Genomic DNA, 17,679 nt, shown 5'->3' with positions numbered 1-17,679 from the left:
GACAATGAATCAAGTGAACAAGGGAAAGGGTGGAACGAATCGGCGTTTGACGGTGTGTCAATGGTGCATTGCTGCCTTGGGCATGCTTGGTACTTTCGCGACCGCGATGGTCGAAGCGGCAGCGACATTGCCGGAAGCTGAAATCCGCGCCTCCCGTATCGTCCACTACGCTCCCGGCAGCCTTCCGGATAAACCCGCCGGCATATTCACCGGCGTCGACATGATGAACCTCTTCATCGTGGTCGAGACGGGCGCCCATCATGTGACCGTGCTCGACGGCGGCAAGCTTGAACCGGTCCATCGCTTTCAGAGCCGCCTTGCGCTGCAGGGCGCGCCGCGATTCACGCCGAACGGTCGCTACGCGTACTTTGCGTCGCGTGATGGCTGGATCACGAAGTTCGACATCTGGAATCTGAAAGCAGTCGCCGAAATTCGAGCCGGTATTGAAACGTCTGACCTCGCCATCTCGCGCGACGGAAAGTTTCTCGCGATCGCCAACGACCTGCCGCACATACTGGTACTGCTGGATGCGGAACTGAACGTGCTCAAGGTACATTCCGTCAAGGCCAAGGACGGCAAAGCGAGCTCCCGCGTTTCAGCCGTTTACGATGCGGGACCACGCCGGAGCTTTGTCGCCGCGCTCACGGACGTGCCGGAAATTTGGGAGATCAGTTACAACCCCACTGCTGAAGAGTTGCCGATTGGGATGATCCATGATTTTCAATACCGTGAGGGCACGTTCGTTCCTGGTTTTCTGAACCCCCGCCGCACATCGCTTTCAGAACCGTTGAATGATTTTTTCTTTGCACGGGAATTCAGCGAATTAATGGGCGCCAGCCGCGCCACCGGACGGGTACAGGTCGTCAATCTCGATGTACGCAAAAAAATCGCCGGGGTGAATCTGCCGGGAATGCCCCATCCTGGCGCCGGCACTTCATGGCAATGGAACGGCAAGACCGTGGCGGCCGTGCCCAACATAAGTGATAGCGCGATCTCCCTCGTCGACGTGGCCCGATGGGAAACGGTCAAATCACTTCCAGTGCCCGGCCCGGGTTTCCTGATTCGCGTGCACGAAAAAATACCTCACGTCTGGGCTTATCCGGCGACGAGCAAGTCAGATGGCAAAATTCTCGTGTTCGATAAACACTCGCTGCAACCGATCGCCGAAATCAACACAGAGCCTGGCAAGACTCTCACGCATGTCGAGTTCAGCCACGATGGAAAGTACGCCTTGGCAAGCCTCGCGGAACGCCGAGCTGACGGCGGCGCGCTAATCGTCTTTGATACCGCCACATTCAAAGAAGTCAAACGCATCCCGATGGACAAACCGGCCGGCGCACACAACGTGCACAACACGATCGGGCGTTCTGACAAGGCTTTACGAGGCGCTGGCAGCAACTGATTGTCTGCTCTCCGTTCTTTGCATTCCCCCTTTTCTTCTTGAAAGAAACACCATGACCCTCGACGCCAATGCCGTCAAAACCCTTTCCGCGGTGACCACCGCAACCATCACCACGCTGCTGCTCAAGAAAGGCCTGCGCAATGTGTGGATGCGCGGCACGCGACCACTAAGGGGCGATCAGCCGCGCCTCGTCGGGCGCGCCTTCACGCTGCGCTTCGTCCCTGCGCGCGAGGATCTGGCGACACCGGCATCCTGGTCCAAGCCAATCTCGACGCGCGCGGCCATTGAAGCCATGCCGGCCGGCTGTATTGCCGTGGTGGATGCGATGGGTGTCACTGACGCAGGTATCTTTGGCGATATTCTGTGCGCGCGCATGCAAAAGCGCGGCGTCACGGCACTCATTACCGATGGCGTGGTGCGCGACGTGGCGGGTGTGCTCGCGACCAATCTTCCCGTGTGGTGCCAAGGCGCCGCGGCACCACCGTCGGTGGCGGGGCTCACGTTCGTGAACTGGCAGGAGCCGATCGGCTGCGGCGGCGTGGCGGTATTTCCCGACGACGTTGTGGTCGCCGATGCGGACGGCGCAGTGCTGATTCCGGCTGCACTGCTTGATGAAATTGTTGCCGCGGCGCCGGAGCAGGAGCGCCTGGAAAACTGGATCATGCAGGAAGTCGGGAATGGGGCCGCGCTACCGGGCCTGTATCCGCCCAATGCCGAAAACCTGGCGCGTTATGAAGCAACCAAATAGTCAGCGAGTAAGTTGGAACGATGTGGTTTCAAATAGATAAGGCAACAAGATTTGTGACAATATGAAAATTGCATCTCAATTACATTCGAGGAAAAGCAAATGAAAAAAACGCTACTCGTCGCGGTCGCGGCCGCGCTTGGCTTGACAGCCTGTGCGTCGCACCATTCCCACGGAATGAAGTCAGATCCGGCCAGCCCCCGCGTCTCCATCCTTGGCGGAAAGCAAATCGTCGTCGATCAGGAGCCGCTGTTTTTTGCAAAGGGCATACAGAACGTCAGGATCAATTGGCAATTGCCGCCTGATTCGAAATACACGTTTCCAAAAGATGGCATTGTGGTCAACGACGCGCGCGATGAGATTGCCGATTGCCGTCCCGAGAAGAATGGGCTTGCGTTTTCCTGTCTAAACAGGCACTCCAAGCCGGGAAAATTCAAGTACACCATCAAGGTGGACGGCTCGCCAGCGGTACCGCCGCTGGATCCGATCATCATCAACGACTAGTCCCGTTGGGCGGCCCGCCAGACATCAGGCGTCAGGCGTTGGCCGCCAGAAACCCGTGCGCTTTGCCCATCGCCTCCTCATAGTCAAACGCGCGGCCCGTTGTCTCGGCCGTGGCAAAGTCCACGTCTGTCATTGCCTGCCGCGTCCGCGCAATCCGCGGCGCCAGGAAAGCCTCGTCGGCAGGGTCGCGGCGAAGCCCCGTATCTGCCGCCAGCGCCTCTGCCGCGCCATAGTATTGCGCCGCCAATGCCCACTCCGTGCGCAACGCGGCGAGCCCCGCAGACACTTCCAGCACACTTTGCCCCATTCGCCTGGAACCGATTTCGTGAGCGATTGCCAGCGCCTCAAGCAACATCGGCGCTGCCACGTCAGCTGACCCGCGATCGATTGATACCATCGCAAGGTTGAGGAGGCCAATGGCAATGCTTTCGCGATCCTCAAGTTCACGGGCTAGCGCCAGGCTTTTCTCGTACAGTGGTTCCGCGGTATCAAGTTCACCGCCTACCCGAAGCATTTGCGCCAGCATGTTCAGTGCACCCGCAATTTCACGTTTATTCCCCAACTCGCTCGCCATGGCGAGCGCCTCCTGCAAATGGATCCGCGCCGCGATCATGTCCCCTTGTCCCATGCACGCCATTCCCAGCGGCTGCAATGCCACGGCGATCCTGCGCTTGTCATCGATCTCGCGCGCAATAGCCAGGCTTTCCTCCAGATACCGCTGCGCCTCGGCATAACGGCCCAACACGATGTCAAACTGCCCCGCGTCAAAGAGTCCGCGGCAACGCGCCAGGTTTCTTTGCTCCGCACCTGGCCGCGAGATCGCCTCTACCGTCATCTGCTGTCCCAGACCAAGGAAACCACGCGTAATCCAGTAGGGCCTGAGCGCCCACACCAGGCTCAATCCCAGAGTAGCGCCCATTTCCGCACGATCCGCCCACGCATGCGCGGACAAGAGATTTTCGCGCTCAAGGTCGAGCCGCGCGAGCCACTTGCCTTGTTCCGGCCCCGCAAGGGCGGGCCGCGCCCTTTCGGCAAGATCCGAGTAGAACCTGAAATGTCGCATGCGCGCGGCACTTTCCCCACCCGATTCGTGTAGCCGCCCCAGCGCATATTGGCGCACAGTTTCCAGCAGTCGATAACGTTCGCCAGTGGCGTCCATAACCACCAGCGATTTTTCGACCAGGTGAATCAGGATGTCGAGTACGGCCGATTCTTCAATGCTGTCTCCCGCGCCCACCGCTTCCGCGGCGTCCAGCGTCCAGCCACCCGCGAAGACCGAAAGGCGCTGGAGCAAGATCCGCTCCGGCTCCAGAAGCAGGTCATAGCTCCAGTCGATTGACGCGCGCAGGGTTTGCTGACGCGGCATGCTGGTCTTGTCTCCCCCGGTGAGCAATCCGAATCGGTCGCTCAGGCGCGTCGCGATCTTATCAACGGAGAGCGCGCTTACCCGCGCGGCAGCAAGCTCAATGGCCAAAGGGATGCCATCGAGACGGCGGCAGATATCCGCTATCGCCGTCACGTTCTGGCGCGTCATTTTGAATGCCGGCTGAGCAGCCACCGCGCGGTCCATAAAAAGTCGCACCGCACCGTACTGCATGAATGCGTCGAGTTGGATGGCCCCGGTGGGCGCGTTGCCGGCGCCCGGGAGAGGGTCGGGAACAGCCAGCGAGGGCACAGGATAGGTTGTCTCGCCCATCACATGCAGGTGTTCGCGGCTGGACGCCAGGATCTGCAGGCCGCGTCCCGATCGCAGCAGTTTTTTTGCGAGGTCGGCGCAGGCCTGCACCAGATGTTCGCAGTTGTCGAGGATGAGCAGCAGTTGCCGGTCCCTGACAAATCTTTCCAACGCCTCCAGCACGGGACGCCCGGCGACTTCCTTCACACCAAGCACTGATGCCACCGCCTGCGGCACCAGCCGTTCGTCGCCCAGAGGCGCCAGTTCCACGAACCACACGCCATCCGGGTAGTCCTCCGTCACTTCGGCCGCGACCTGCAACGACAGCCGCGTCTTGCCGGTCCCGCCCATGCTGGTCAAGGTCACCAACCGCGTGGTGCCCAACAGCTCCGTAAGCTCACTGATTTCTCGCTCGCGCCCGACAAAGCTGTTGAGTTGCGCCGGCAGATTGTGCATGCGCAACGCCTGCGCAGGAGAGAGTGACTCCCCTGTATCGCCGTCCAGCTTGAGCGTGAACCGATATCCACGACCGGGAATGGTGGCAAGCGCATGGGCGCCGAGCAACTTGCGCAGCGTGGAGACCTGGACCTGGAGATTATTTTCCTCGACAACGAGGCCGGGCCAAACGAGTTCGAGCAACTCATCCTTGCTGACCACGCGTTCACGGCGCGCGATCAGCGCCAGCAGCAAATCAAAGGCGCGGGCGCCGACGCTGACGGGCTGGCCATCGACAAGTATCCGGCGTTCGGCGGGCCGGATCTCAACCTGACCGAACCGATAGTTGTGTGGCAAGTGTGCTCCAGGGACCAAGTGTCGTCGCACCGCCGACGCAACGGGCTTTCCGACAGCCAAATTCTAGCCGTTTCAGAACGTTTAAGGGCCGCTTAAGGACTGAACGCCCCCTTCTGGCAGACAGTACACACATCGCCCGGGCAGCCCTGATTTGCTCAGGCACAAGAGAAGGAGACGCAGCATGAACATGACACTCGAAAGCGATCAACGGCCTCATTTGACTGGCATTCCATGGTTTCAAAAGACGCGGCCCGGTGTTCGTACGAACCGGGCAGTCACGCCGCTGCACTCGTCCGGGAACCCGCATTCATCCCCGGCGGACACTGCCTCAGCTTCGATCATAGCCAGTCCGAAGGTGGCAGCCGCGCCAGACAAAGCCGTCGAACCGCGTCTCAATCGTGAAGCCGGCATCGACGCCGATGACGAGATCCCTCTCAAGGAAATCGCCTGCCTGTCCATCGTCGTTACGGCGCTCATTCTTTTCGCCGCCATTGCATTGTCCGGCTGCAACTGGGACGAACGCAAGATCGTGGTGGTATCCGCAGGCGACCGTGTTGTACCCATCGTGGCGACGGTCGACCGGCGCTGAGCGCGGGGACTTTTCGACGCGAGCCCTAACCCTTCTAACTCCCTAACCCTTCGCGTCAAACTGTCCGGCGTTCTTACCTTTGAAGGGCGCATAAAACGCCTTGATGACTTGCATGTCGGCATCGATGTCGCCGGTGGGGTGAAACACCGGCCCGAGTCCTGACAGCTTCCGGTGGTAGTCCATGTAGGCCATGACGATCGGCACGTTGGCGCCCAATGCAATGTAGTAAAAACCGGTCTTCCAGTAGCGCTCCTTGCTGCGCGTGCCTTCGGGCGGCACCACCAATTGCAGCGGCCGGTCGGCATTCCGGATCGCCTCGGCCGAGGCGGCGACCAGATTCGTCGAGCGTTCCCGATCGACAGGAATACCCCCCAGCCACATCATCAGGCCACGAAACGGCGGCGAAAATATCGATTGTTTGCCCATCCAGTAAACATGCAATCGCAACTCGAACGCAACCATCAACGTGAACGGCAGATCCCAGTTGCTGGTATGCGGCGCCGCAATCAAAACGCACTTGCCAACGCCCGGCGGAAGTGCGCCGGTCACTTTCCAGCCGCCAAGTTTCAGAAAGGTAACTGAAAACCAGCGCAGGACTGTGTTGATGACGGGCGTATCAAAGATAGTGGTGTGCATATTTGGCGCATCAATCGCTAAGCTTTGGCGCTCGCGGATTTTCTTGTAAGTTGAATGGCGACTATAAACCTGCGAGCATCGCAGTGATTCCGCTCGCCTTCTGGTTCATGTGTCAACCACGGTCGATGGACGCAAACTCAAGAACTGGCGCGGAATTTGAGCCATTTTAGCCCCGGAAAGCCCGTCAAATGGCGATCCGCAACTTTGGCCGACGTTGAACGCACAATTTCACCCAAACGACCGCCGCCGCAGATATTGCGCGCCTACCGCAGGACATATTCCGCGTTTGTCCATTTACACGATCTGACGGTAGAGCGCCACGTACTTCGCCGCACTGGTTTGCCAACCAAAGGATTGCCGCATGGCACGGGTGGCAACCGCATTCCATTCTCCCGCACTCGCGTACAAGGCAAATGTGCGGCGCATGGCGCCGGCAAATCCCTGTGGGGAAAACTCCTCAAATACAAAGCCGTTCGCGTTCTGTGCACGCAATCCCTCCGTTGTGCAGTCGATCACCGTATCCGCGAGGCCGCCCACGCGATGCACCAGCGGCAGGCTGCCATATTTGAGGCCATACATCTGCGTTAGCCCGCAGGGTTCAAAGCGCGACGGCACCACTGTCACATCGGTCGCGGCAAAGATGCGGTGAGCCAACGCTTCGTCGTAGCCCAGGCGCACCGCCACCGATTGAGGATGGCGGCCGGCCTGTTCACGCAAGGCAAATTCCAATCCACCTTCACCACTGCCCAGCACCACCAATTGGCCGCCGCTTGCGATCAACTCGTCGATCGCGGCGATCACCAAATGCAGGCCCTTTTGTTCCGTCAACCGGCTCACTACCCCAAACAACGGGGCACGGCTCGTAATGGCCAACCCCATTTCCTGTTGCAGTGCCGCCTTGCAGCGCGCCTTGCCGGCATTATCGGTGGCGGTGTATTTGCGGGGAATTTGCTTGTCGGTGGCCGGGTTCCACACCGCCTCATCCACCGCGTTTAGAATACCCGACAGCACAGCGCTTCGCGCGCGCAACAAGCCGTCGAGTCCGCAACCCTGTTCCGGCGTTTGAATCTCCTTTGCGTAGGTGGGGCTGACCGTAGTGATGCGGTCGGCATAGACGAGCCCCGCCTTCATGAATGAAATCTGTCCGTAATATTCCAGCCCATCCATCGCAAAGGCCGCGTCCGGCAGGCCGAGCTCAGCGAAGTGCTGCCCCGGAAACACGCCTTGGTAGGCGAGGTTGTGCACGGTATAGAGGCTGGCCACGCGCTTCGGTTGCCGCTCACGCGAGAAGGCCAGGTAAGCCGGCGCCAGCGCGGCGTGCCAGTCGTGGCTGTGCACCACTTGCGGATGCCATTGCGTATCAACGCCCTGCCCCAATTGCCCCGCCATCCAGCCCAGCAACGCAAAGCGCCGGTAGTTATCAGCGTACGGTTGGCGCTGCGCGTCTTCATACGGGCTACCCGGGCGCGCGTATAACCCCGGCGCGTCGATCACATAGGCTTGCAGACCGAGAGCATTCAGGCGGCCCTTCTGCAGCACCACCGATTCCCCCCACGGCGTGACGAGTTGCGCGAGCGCGGTTATGTCCTTCAGGTCCTGCAATATCGGCGGAAAACCCGGCAACAGCAAACGCACTTCACAGCCTGCCGCGGTCAGGGCGAGCGGCAAGGCACCGGCAATATCCGCCAAGCCGCCAGTCTTGAGTAACGGAAATATTTCGGCGCTGACCTGTAGCACTTTCATTTGACCGGCGCCATCGTCAGTTTTTCCAGCATTCCCCGGGTGATGAGAACCACCCCGTTCTCCGTGCGCTCAAAGCGCTGTGCATCCAGCACGGGATCCTCGCCGACCACCAGTCCCGCTGGCAGCACACAGTTGCGGTCGATCACCACCTGCCGCAAGCGGCAATGGCGATTCACGGTCACATTCGGCAAGAGCACCGCTTGTTCAACGTGGCAGAACGAATGAATACGCACCTCCGAGAACAGCACCGAATGCGCCACGTAAGAGCCCGAGACAATGCAGCCGCCCGAGATCACTGTATTGACGGTGACACCGGTGGCGCCATTGGTATCCGGAACGAACTTTGCCGGGGGAAGCTGGCGCTGGTAAGTCCAGATCGGCCAGTCGGTGTCGTAAATATCCAACTCCGGCGTGGTCGAAGCGAGGTCGAGGTTGGCCGCCCAGAATGCTTCGATGGTGCCCACATCGCGCCAATACGGCGTGGTGGTTTCCACTCGAGATACACAGCTCATGCTGAATGGGTGTGCCAGGACTTTGCCCTCGGACACGCAGCGGGGAATCACATCCTTGCCAAAGTCGTGGCTCGAATCAGGATTCAAAAGATCCTCCTCGAGCACGCGGTAAAGATACTCGGCATCAAACACATAAATGCCCATGCTCGCCAGCGACATTTCGGGCTTGCCGGGCATCGGCGGCGGATCGGCGGGCTTTTCCACAAATGCGGTGATCTGCCGGTGCGGGCCTACCGCCATCACGCCAAAACCACTGGCCTCAGCGCGTGGCACCTCGATGCAGCCGACGGTGCAGCCGGCGCCGCTTTCCACGTGATCCCAGATCATCAACGAGTAATCCATCTTGTAGACGTGATCCCCCGCCAGGATGATGATGTAGTCCGGTTTGCTGGAACGGATGATGTCGAGATTCTGAAACACTGCGTCCGCAGTCCCGCGGTACCAGTGTTCTTCTCCCACGCGCTGCTGGGCGGGGAGCAAGTCCACCATTTCATTGAGTTCAGCCCGCAGAAAACTCCAGCCGCGCTGCAGGTGGCGCAGCAGCGAATGCGACTTGTACTGCGTCAACACCGCCATGCGCCGGATCCCGGAATTCAGGCAATTGGACAGCGCGAAGTCGATGATGCGGAACTTGCCACCGAAGTAGACCGCCGGTTTGGCGCGGCCATTGGTCAATTGCTTCAGACGCGAGCCCCGGCCCCCGGCCAGCACCAGTGCCACGGTGCGCCGCATCAGTTGGTGGACCTGCATGTTCTTGTTGCTGGTATTGCGGTCAACGTTGGCGGGCATGGCCGTTCCTTTTCGAGGGTGGGTTCCGGCATTGCTCATCACGACAAAAATACCGGATCATTCTGTGCCTTACCTTATTTTGACCGCACCGGGGTTGGTTGCGATCTGAGCGAGGTCAAACAAACCGAAAATAGTGACCCCGATATACGCCATATACGCCGTGAATTTCCCGGTTCACCACGGGTCCGTCAGAAGCGACGTCCTCTGCAGATAGCCATCCTTCCGGCTCCGCTTCAGCCTGGTGGCGAACTTCGGAAAGTCGAGTCCATAGTGCTTGTGCATGGCTTTGGCCTGCCCCTCGATCCATCGCCAGCGGGGCTCGAAGGAGGCATTTCTAAATGCAAACACCAGATAATTGCCATCATCTTCGATGGGCAACGCGATGATATTGCCGCCGAACACGTCGGCAATCATCTCAAGATGGGCGTTGCGCTCCGCCTTCGGTCCAACCATGTTTGCCACCATCACTCCCTCCGGGGCGAGCGCATCGCGAACATCCAGATAGAACGCAGGGGTACATACCGAAGCGGAAAATCCGTCGCGATCAAAGGCGTCTATGATCATCACGTCCGCGGGCGCCTGCCCGTCATGCATGCGCAGGTAAAGGGCCGCATCACCGAGCCGGACCGTGAGCCGGGCATCGTCGGGCGGCATCAGAAACTGTTCGCGGAAGGCAAGAATTTGCGGATCGATTTCAAGCACCGTGATGTGCGCAGAGGGCAGGTGACGATGGCAATATTTCGCGAGTGATCCGCCACCCAGACCGAGCATCAGGATGTGCCGCGGCGCATGCACAAACAACAGGAAACTCATCATCTTGCGCGTATAGGCAAACTCCAGCGCGTACGGATCGCTCAGACGCATGCCGCTTTGCGTGAGCTCCCTTGAGAAATACAGCGATCGTGTATCGCTTTCTTCAATCACGAACGGCTTGTCGTAGATGCCGGCCAGAATCCGCGTGGCGAGTTGCTCGCGATCGCAATCTTCCGGCTCGAGTAGACGGATGACACCGCTCTCGCCTGGAAAAGGATTGGGCAGTTCAAGCATCGCGGAAGGCGCAATCCGCGCCGCGCCGTGGCCGCCACGGGACAGGCACCCGCGCATCCATTGGATTCAAACCAGCACCTGCCGCGTATGCGCCAGAAAATGCTGGATTTGCCGGTCGAGGCTCGGATCGATCATTCGCTCGGGCCGCATGCCGCGCGGGCAGGCCAGTCGTGGCGTGCTGCCAAACACCCGGCAGATCAACGGTCGCAATGTGTAGACATTGCATCCCTGAGCGCCGAGGTGCGGGCAACTGAAATTGGCCAGCGCTGCCGCATGATCGGCATCGCTGATCACGGGCAACTCGAACATCTCCTCGCTGGACGCTGTCACCGGTCCGCAGCAATCATGGCATCCCGGAATGCAGGCAAAGGTTGGAATGCGTTCCCGGAAAAACCGGATTTTCTGCAAGTTTCCAGTCACTGGCACTATTCCCAACGGCACGACAACAATTGGCCCGGCTTACGCGCGGCGGCATGTACCGCGCACGCTGTACGCCATGATTTCTGGATCATCTCCGGAAATGGCGCGACGAAAGTCATATTATCAACTCTGCCGCACGGCGAACGAAAAAGACTGAAACACTGTTTTCCGAAGGTACCGCGCGCGCCACTTCGCTTTCATCCCATGCAAGGCGCAACGCAAACCTCGCGTGGCATCCGCGAAAGCGGTGTGGCGCGGCGCACTGAATTTGGCGGGAACTGCACCATCTTTGTCCCTTGTCAAATACCCGAATCGCTGTTTCTGGCACCGTGAATTTTATGGAACAGGAATTGCCACCGCTCATCCGCGCCCTGCTCGAACCGCGGCGTTATCCACATCTTCCCGACGCGGTGGAGCGGGTTGAACTCGTGCAGACGCATATTTCCTGGGTACTGCTCGCCGGCGACTTTGCCTACAAGATCAAGAAACCGCTGAAACTGCCATTTCTGGACTTCAGCACGCTGGAGCGGCGCCACGACCGTTGCGAGGACGAATTGCGTTTGAACAGTCGCTTTGCCCCCGATATTTATCTGGACGTTGTCAGCATTACCCATACAGTGCAGGACCCGCGAATTAGCGGCCCGGGTACGCCGATTGAATACGCGGTCAGGATGCGGCGTTTTGACGAGGCAGGCAGGCTGGACCGCGTCTGTGCCCGCGGCGAGCTGACCGCCGCGCATCTCTCCGATCTGGCCGACGCGGTGGTTTCCTTTCATGCGGGCGCGTCGATCATGCCGCCGGCGTCACGTTTCGGAATGCCCACCGAAGTGCTGGCACCGGCGCTCGATAATTTCCATGATCTTTCGCGCCTGCTGCGACATGGGCATGTCCAGGCCCGGCTGAATGCGTTGCGCGCGTGGACCGAGGCGCAATTCAAACACCTGTCGCCGTTGATGGAAGCGCGCAAGCGCGCTGGCCGGGTGCGCGAGTGTCACGGCGACCTGCATCTGGCCAATCTCGTCATGATCGGCGGGCGTGTGAGGATGTTCGACTGCCTCGAGTTCAACGAAGATCTGCGCTGCATCGATGTCGCCAGCGAGATTGCCTTCACCTATATCGACCTGCTCGATCACGGTCAGCCGGGGCTGGCCAACTGGTTCGTCGACGAGGTTTTCAGTCGCAATGGCGACTACGAGGCCGTGCACGTCCTGCGGTTTTACGCGGTCTACCGGGCGCTGGTACGCGCGAAGGTTGAGGCCATACGTACCGGGCAGACTCAGGACGATAGTGGTGAAGCGATGACCTCAATGACATATATCGCGCTGGCGGAACAACTGGTCCGCCCACCCCCTGTCAGGCTCATCATCACCCACGGTCTGGCCGGCTGCGGGAAGACCGCCGATTCCAGCCGGTTGCTGCAGAGTGATCTCCATGCATGCACGCTGCGATTGCGATCAGATGTGGAACGTAAGCGACTGTTCGGCCTCGTGGGTACGCATAAGAGCGGCTCGGGCATGGATTCCGGTATTTACTCGCCCGATGCCCACGCCCGCACCTACGCCCACCTGCGTGATCGCGCCGGCATGTTGCTGCGCGCGGGTTGGTCGGTGATCGTGGACGCGGCATTTCTGAAACGCGCCGATCGCGACAGCTTTCACGCCCTTGCCGGCGAGCTCGGTGCAGCCTTCGGCATCCTGGCGCCGCAAGCCACGCCGGCGCTATTGCGAGAGCGTATCCATGCGCGCAGGGATCTTGGCCGCGATGCCTCCGAGGCGACAATTGAAGTGCTTGAGCAACAAATGCGCAGGGTAGAGCTGCTGGATGCGGAAGAGCGAAACCATCTGCTCGCCGGATAGCTTATGCCTCCCGCAGCGCCCGCCCGAAGGATTCCGCCCCCAGGCTGAACGCCTGCGCAAATCCGCCGACGACACGCACGGTCACCGGCGCAATCCTGAATATCGAGAAATCCGCAAACTCAAATATGTCGGCGGATTGCGGAAAGCGGGCGATGTAGGATGCCTTTGCCGCCGCATACTCCGATGATTCCCGGTCGAGTGGCTGCGCATCGCCCTGCACCGTAATGCGTGCCCGGCTTTGCGGCAAGTCCCCGTCCTGCGCGATGATCAGCAGACTCACGCGCGGATGGGCAATCATGTCTTTGGTGTGGGTGGCAAGGCGGCTGACGTGGATGAAAAAATCCGCGCCGCCCGCGTGTTGCGCATAGGGAACCATCGACACAAACGGATCGCCGTCGTGCAAGGTACCGAGCGATGCGATGGTTTGCCCGCGCACCAGATTGCGTAGTGCCTGCACCTGATCTTCATTCATGATGCAAGTTTAGCAGGGAGGGTCGCGCGGAGGCGCAAACAGGTTCGCAAACAGATTTGCGCGCGATTGCACAATGCAATCTGGTTCCCGCTAATGCTCGTCATGCTCCAGCACAAATCCCGCGCCTGAATCCCGTCCCAGTATTTTCACCAGATACGGCATCACGCCCTGCAGCGTTTTATGCAGCGTCCACGGCGGGTTGAGGATGAACAGGCCGCTGCCGCGCATGCCGAATCCATCTTCGGGCGGCGCGCTGACCGAGAGGGAAACATGCAGCCAACTCTTGGCGGGCAGTAATTTCAGTGCCGCCGGCAGGCGCTGGCTATCGATGCGCGACAACTGTGGGTACCACAGGACATATGTGCCGGTGGCAAAGCGCGTCAACGCATCCTTCAGCATCAGCGGAATGGCGCGGTAGTCATCCTTGTCCTCGTAGGAAGGATCGATCAGCACCAGCCCGCGGCGCGGCAACGGTGGCAACAGCGCCTTGAGGCCCGCATAGCCGTCCGTTGGCTGAATGATGGTACGCCGCTCCACGCGGGTGCCCAGCGAACAAAAGTTCTCCTGCAGCAAAGCGCTGTCACTGCTGTGCAGTTCGAACAATCGCAGGCGGTCCTGATCCCGCAGCAGGCGTTGCGCGAACCACGGGGACCCGGGATATGCGTGCAACCCGCCGTCGGCATGGAGTTCCCGGTTGAATGCGCGCACCAGGTCAACGTATTCCGCCAATGCGGCGGGCAAGTCTTTGCGATTCCACAAACGCCCAATGCCGTCAACGTGTTCGGCGAGCTTGGTCGCGTAACCCGTATCGAGCGCGTATACGCCGGCGCCCGCGTGCGTGTCGACATACCAGAACGGCGTCTCCTTCAGGCAAAGGTGCCGAATAAGTTCAACCAGCACGAAATGTTTCAGCACGTCCGCGTGATTGCCGGCGTGGAAGGCGTGGCGGTAGCTCAGCATGTTATTGACGGTAAGCGACGTGGATCGACAGACACAGCAAAACTACGCCTTCCAGTGCGGTGGAACCGTCTTCTCGAAATACGGCAACGATTCAATGCGCTTCATCCATGCGGCCACCTTCGGCGGCGCCAGCGCGAGCAAGTGGTAGCCGGGTATGCGCGTATCAACACGGCCCAGAAAAGCCAGGTAGGGATACAGCGTAAAGTCCGCGCCGCTCAATTTCCCGCCGGCAAGATAATCTTCGTCCAGCCAGCCTTCGATGCGCGCGAGTTCTTCGGTCAGCGCCTGCTTGCTGGCGTCGATGGACGCGACATCGGGAATCTTGCCGGCTGGACCGAACAGCTCGGTAAAGAGCTTGTCGTTGATCGGATCGACATACGCCACCACTTCCGCCGCGCGTCTGCGCGCGATGGCGCGGGCTTGCACGTCGCGCGGCCACAAACGCTCACCGCTGTCGGGATAGCGGTCTTCCAGGTATTCGAGGATGGCGGCCGATTCGTACATGGCGAACCCGTTGTCCACCAGCGCGGGCACTTTCTGCCGTGGATTGATGGCGGTAAATTCAGGCGTCTTCAGGTCCCCGTTATCAAAGGACATGCGCTTCGCTTCATAGGGCAGCTTCTTGTGCTCCAGCGCCAGCCAGACTTTCCACGCGTAAGGCGAACCAGAACCGAAATAGAACGTGATGATGTTGGACATGTGAATTTCCTGAAGAGAATTTGATCCGATTTGAACGATGATACTTTCGCGACATTCGTTTCAAGCCCTTTGCCAGGCGAGCAGCCTGTCGAACGGCGCGAAGCGAACGCGCATTGTGTCCTGAGAACTTGAAGCAGGCAAAGTCATTCACTGGCGCGGCTTCCTGGACATTTTCGGCCTGCGAAGCCCGTGAAATGGCGATCTACGTGTTATGTTTCAGGACGTTGTCCGGGGAATTCGCGTGCGCTTCTACTGAGTCAATTCGGTATGTGCGGTGCCAGTGTCGTGACACTAGCCGGCACTGCCCTGCACCAGTTCAATGCGCCTGCGCAACCGCTGCACGTCGTCGCCCGCCCCCGCCTGCTCGGCGCGCTGCAATTGCACTTTCAGCCACGCCAGTAGTGGTCGCCGCCAGCCCTGCGACGACGCGGCGTCGATCGCCAGCGCAATGACGCTGGGATCCGCACGACCTGTCTTGAATAACACACCCGCCGCCACCAGCCGCGACAGCGGATCAGCAATACCGCTCAATGCCGCAGTATTCGCCACATCGTTCGGCCCGCCCGCCGCGACCGCTCGATGCGACTCGGGGAGCAACGCAATATCTGCCGGCCCCAGTTTGATCCGCAGGTAGTCAGCATAGACTCGTTCGGGCGCAGCCGCATCGGCGCGTAGTGGCTCGAACCCTTCACAGGGGCCGAATACGAGGCTCGCCACCTGAGCCGCGCAATGCGTCAGCTCGACCCGGGCCAACAGGTCAGCGCGCCCGGTGCGTGCGACTTCAGTGCGCGCGCGCGACAATTCCGCGGCCTCGACCCGGGTATTGCCCACAAGATAGGCTGCGATGGCGCGTTCAGTGGATTGCTTCGTGTTGGCCTGCCAATCCGGTGGCGGCGGGTTGCCGGCGCACGCAGCCAGCAATAGCGCAATCGCGCTGCCGGCAAACAGCTTCAAGCAGCGGCCCGGCGAAATGTTCGTCATGGCAGTTTCAACTCGCTGTCGCGCGCGAAAGGCCACTTGCGATTCAGCTCGTTAATCAGGTAATCAACGTGCCGCAAACTGGCGTCGACTTCCGCGCGCAGCACACCGAGGTCGGTGCTGGCGACGCGTGCGTTCGCGCCAACAACCTTTGCATCGTCGAGCAGCGCATCGACACGTTTCAAGCTGGCGCGCGCCTCAACGAGCATCGCGTTGAGCTGCTGGACCGTGCTTTGCGCATCGCGCATCATGCCATCCGCACCGAACACCTGTGTATCGGCCTTCGCGGCCAGTCCATCGAGGCGAGCCAGCAGCGTGTTGGTACGATCCAGCGTTGTGCGCAGCTTGGCGGCTTCCGCGTCACCGCCGAGCAACGCGCCCATCGCGCCGCCGCGTCCATTGAGTTTTTCAGTGAACGTTTTGACGTTGGCGAGGCTCTCGTTGATGGACGAGCCATCGGCCGTCATTGCGTTCAGGTTCTGCAGCAATTGGTGCGCCTCATTCATCAGGCGCGGAATCTCGGCGCTCGCGTCACCGCCCAGAACCATACGCTCCGCGCCATCCGGCAATGGCGGATCATTCAGGATGCCGCTGAAGGCGCGGATATTGGTGCTGCCGACCACGCCGTGCGAGAGCGTGAACACGCTGGACGTACGCAACCAGTGCGCATCTTTCAGCGGCACATCGACGAGGATGCGTGCGTTCCCGTCCGATCCCAGTTCGATGCGGCGCACACGGCCGATCGGAAAACCGGCGAACGTCATGCTCATCCCGACGCTCACGCCCTCCGCATCTTCAGCGATCAGCACCAGCCGCTGCGTGCTCTCGAACGCGCCGCGGGCGTAGCTCAGGTAGAGTGCGGCGCCGCCAATCAGCAGCGCAAGGGTGAGTAACAGGATCGAGGCCTTCAACTCGACGTGTGCGGGCGCCGCAACCGGCGCGGTGTCTGGCGATGGCGGAGGGGATGGTGATGCGCTCATGGCGGAATCAGTGTCAATAATAGCTACTCATCAGTGAAACCACCTCGATCAGCAAAAGTGTGGCGAACAAACGCACCAGGCTATCGAGTTCCGGGCTGCCGTGCACGCCCGCCGTGCTGCGACCGCGAAGATATGCGGCCACCGGGATCAACGAAACCGCAAAACTGAAAAACAGCGTCTTGAGCGCGAAGATCAGCGCCACTGCCGGATTGAATATATGACCCATCGTGCGCGTAAAGCCGGCGAAGGCGCTGAAGGTGGCGCCATAAACCGCGAAATACGCCAGCACCATCGCAATCACGCCGCTGACGGCGGCCAGCATCAGCACCGCAAATACGCCCGCCACCACGCGCGGCAACAGCTCGTGGCGCAGCGGATCATTGCCCGCGCGGCGCAGCGCCTCAACCTCGCCGCGAGCGTGCATCCGCACGAGATCCGCTCCGCTCGGCACGGTGATTCGCAGCGCGACAAACAACGCAGCCGACAGCGGGATCAATTCCAGCACCAGCACCCGCACCATCATCTCGAAGGCGTAATGTGAGAGGCCATAGGCCATCGCGGTGACGATCACGATCCGGATCAGCACCACGCTGATCAGCGCCGACAGAAACGCAAACCACGGCAGGATCGGTGCCGTGCCGAGAACCACATGCCGCGCCAGCAAGGCGCGGTTGCCGCGCCGATAGGTCGATGGCGAAAGTGCCAGCACCAGAATCAGCGCGCCAACCCAGACGACATGCCACCAGCTTGCCGACCAGCGCGCACCACTTCGGCCAATCTGGCCGACACGATCCTGCAGGGAAGGTAGCGTTGTCATGAATAGATGATAAGCGCGCGTCGAAGCGGTGGTCAATGTTGGGTTGCCAAGTCCGATTCGTTG

General features: G+C 60.4%; 17 protein-coding genes. 5 read left to right on the top strand and 12 right to left on the bottom strand.

What is annotated here, in order from left to right:
• Nucleotides 1–4 precede the first annotated feature (4 nt).
• From IPP88_06655 to IPP88_06645, 3 genes are all read left to right on the top strand, one after another.
• On the top strand, nucleotides 5–1,402 hold the full coding sequence (locus IPP88_06655; GenBank protein MBL0122411.1) for a PD40 domain-containing protein: 1,398 nt from the start codon (nucleotides 5–7) through the stop codon (nucleotides 1,400–1,402).
• Between the two features lie 52 nt (nucleotides 1,403–1,454).
• The gene (locus tag IPP88_06650) at nucleotides 1,455–2,150 is read left to right on the top strand and encodes a ribonuclease activity regulator RraA (GenBank protein MBL0122410.1); all 696 of its coding nucleotides are present in this window, start codon (nucleotides 1,455–1,457) and stop codon (nucleotides 2,148–2,150) included.
• A gap of 99 nt (nucleotides 2,151–2,249) precedes the next feature.
• A complete protein-coding gene (locus tag IPP88_06645) occupies nucleotides 2,250–2,651 on the top strand; it encodes a hypothetical protein (GenBank protein MBL0122409.1) in 402 nt (133 codons plus the stop codon).
• A 31-nt stretch (nucleotides 2,652–2,682) separates the two neighbouring features.
• Here the strand turns inward: IPP88_06645 and IPP88_06640 are convergent, their stop codons facing one another.
• A complete protein-coding gene (locus tag IPP88_06640) occupies nucleotides 2,683–5,118 on the bottom strand; it encodes a tetratricopeptide repeat protein (protein MBL0122408.1) in 2,436 nt (811 codons plus the stop codon).
• Between the two features lie 181 nt (nucleotides 5,119–5,299).
• On the opposite strand from IPP88_06640, the gene IPP88_06635 reads away from it, so the two are divergent.
• On the top strand, nucleotides 5,300–5,707 hold the full coding sequence (locus IPP88_06635; GenBank protein ID MBL0122407.1) for a hypothetical protein: 408 nt from the start codon (nucleotides 5,300–5,302) through the stop codon (nucleotides 5,705–5,707).
• 42 nt (nucleotides 5,708–5,749) lie between these two features.
• On the opposite strand, the gene IPP88_06630 is transcribed toward IPP88_06635, so the two are convergent.
• The 5 genes from IPP88_06630 to IPP88_06610 all read right to left on the bottom strand — a co-directional run bounded on the left by IPP88_06630 (nucleotide 5,750) and on the right by IPP88_06610 (nucleotide 10,854).
• Nucleotides 5,750–6,343, bottom strand: coding sequence for a lysophospholipid acyltransferase family protein (locus tag IPP88_06630; protein MBL0122406.1), 594 nt, complete (start codon nucleotides 6,341–6,343; stop codon nucleotides 5,750–5,752).
• 294 nt (nucleotides 6,344–6,637) lie between these two features.
• A complete protein-coding gene (gene glgA / locus IPP88_06625; GenBank protein ID MBL0122405.1) occupies nucleotides 6,638–8,086 on the bottom strand; it encodes a glycogen synthase GlgA in 1,449 nt (482 codons plus the stop codon).
• Entirely contained in the window at nucleotides 8,083–9,387 is a 1,305-nt protein-coding gene (glgC, locus tag IPP88_06620) for a glucose-1-phosphate adenylyltransferase (protein ID MBL0122404.1), read from the bottom strand. The genes glgA and glgC overlap by 4 nt, the downstream gene beginning before the upstream one ends.
• A 174-nt stretch (nucleotides 9,388–9,561) precedes the next feature.
• The gene (locus IPP88_06615; protein MBL0122403.1) at nucleotides 9,562–10,491 is read right to left on the bottom strand and encodes a fused MFS/spermidine synthase; all 930 of its coding nucleotides are present in this window, start codon (nucleotides 10,489–10,491) and stop codon (nucleotides 9,562–9,564) included.
• Nucleotides 10,492–10,500: 9 nt separating this feature from the next.
• Nucleotides 10,501–10,854 (bottom strand): YkgJ family cysteine cluster protein, encoded by a 354-nt coding sequence (locus tag IPP88_06610; GenBank protein ID MBL0122402.1) that lies wholly within the window; start codon nucleotides 10,852–10,854, stop codon nucleotides 10,501–10,503.
• Between the two features lie 338 nt (nucleotides 10,855–11,192).
• Between IPP88_06610 and IPP88_06605 the strand changes: the two genes are divergently transcribed.
• On the top strand, nucleotides 11,193–12,710 hold the full coding sequence (locus IPP88_06605) for an AAA family ATPase (GenBank protein MBL0122401.1): 1,518 nt from the start codon (nucleotides 11,193–11,195) through the stop codon (nucleotides 12,708–12,710).
• Nucleotide 12,711: 1 nt separating this feature from the next.
• Here IPP88_06605 and IPP88_06600 read toward each other — a convergent pair whose 3' ends face one another.
• The 6 genes from IPP88_06600 to IPP88_06575 all read right to left on the bottom strand — a co-directional run bounded on the left by IPP88_06600 (nucleotide 12,712) and on the right by IPP88_06575 (nucleotide 17,616).
• Entirely contained in the window at nucleotides 12,712–13,182 is a 471-nt protein-coding gene (locus tag IPP88_06600) for a pyridoxamine 5'-phosphate oxidase family protein (GenBank protein ID MBL0122400.1), read from the bottom strand.
• A 90-nt stretch (nucleotides 13,183–13,272) separates the two neighbouring features.
• Nucleotides 13,273–14,142 (bottom strand): 23S rRNA (adenine(2030)-N(6))-methyltransferase RlmJ, encoded by an 870-nt coding sequence (locus tag IPP88_06595; GenBank protein ID MBL0122399.1) that lies wholly within the window; start codon nucleotides 14,140–14,142, stop codon nucleotides 13,273–13,275.
• Between the two features lie 42 nt (nucleotides 14,143–14,184).
• The gene (locus tag IPP88_06590) at nucleotides 14,185–14,841 is read right to left on the bottom strand and encodes a glutathione S-transferase family protein (GenBank protein ID MBL0122398.1); all 657 of its coding nucleotides are present in this window, start codon (nucleotides 14,839–14,841) and stop codon (nucleotides 14,185–14,187) included.
• A gap of 291 nt (nucleotides 14,842–15,132) precedes the next feature.
• Nucleotides 15,133–15,822, bottom strand: coding sequence for a hypothetical protein (locus tag IPP88_06585; protein MBL0122397.1), 690 nt, complete (start codon nucleotides 15,820–15,822; stop codon nucleotides 15,133–15,135).
• Complete coding sequence (locus IPP88_06580; protein ID MBL0122396.1) at nucleotides 15,819–16,799, bottom strand: mammalian cell entry protein; 981 nt, start codon at nucleotides 16,797–16,799, stop codon at nucleotides 15,819–15,821. The genes IPP88_06585 and IPP88_06580 overlap by 4 nt, the downstream gene beginning before the upstream one ends.
• Before the next feature lie 13 nt (nucleotides 16,800–16,812).
• A complete protein-coding gene (locus IPP88_06575) occupies nucleotides 16,813–17,616 on the bottom strand; it encodes an ABC transporter permease (protein ID MBL0122395.1) in 804 nt (267 codons plus the stop codon).
• Nucleotides 17,617–17,679 lie beyond the last annotated feature (63 nt).

This window comes from Betaproteobacteria bacterium, assembly GCA_016720925.1.
In the GTDB taxonomy this organism is placed as follows: domain Bacteria; phylum Pseudomonadota; class Gammaproteobacteria; order Burkholderiales; family Usitatibacteraceae; genus UKL13-2.
Note: the sequence above shows the minus strand (reverse complement) of the source record. Positions and strands in the feature narration are given on the sequence as shown.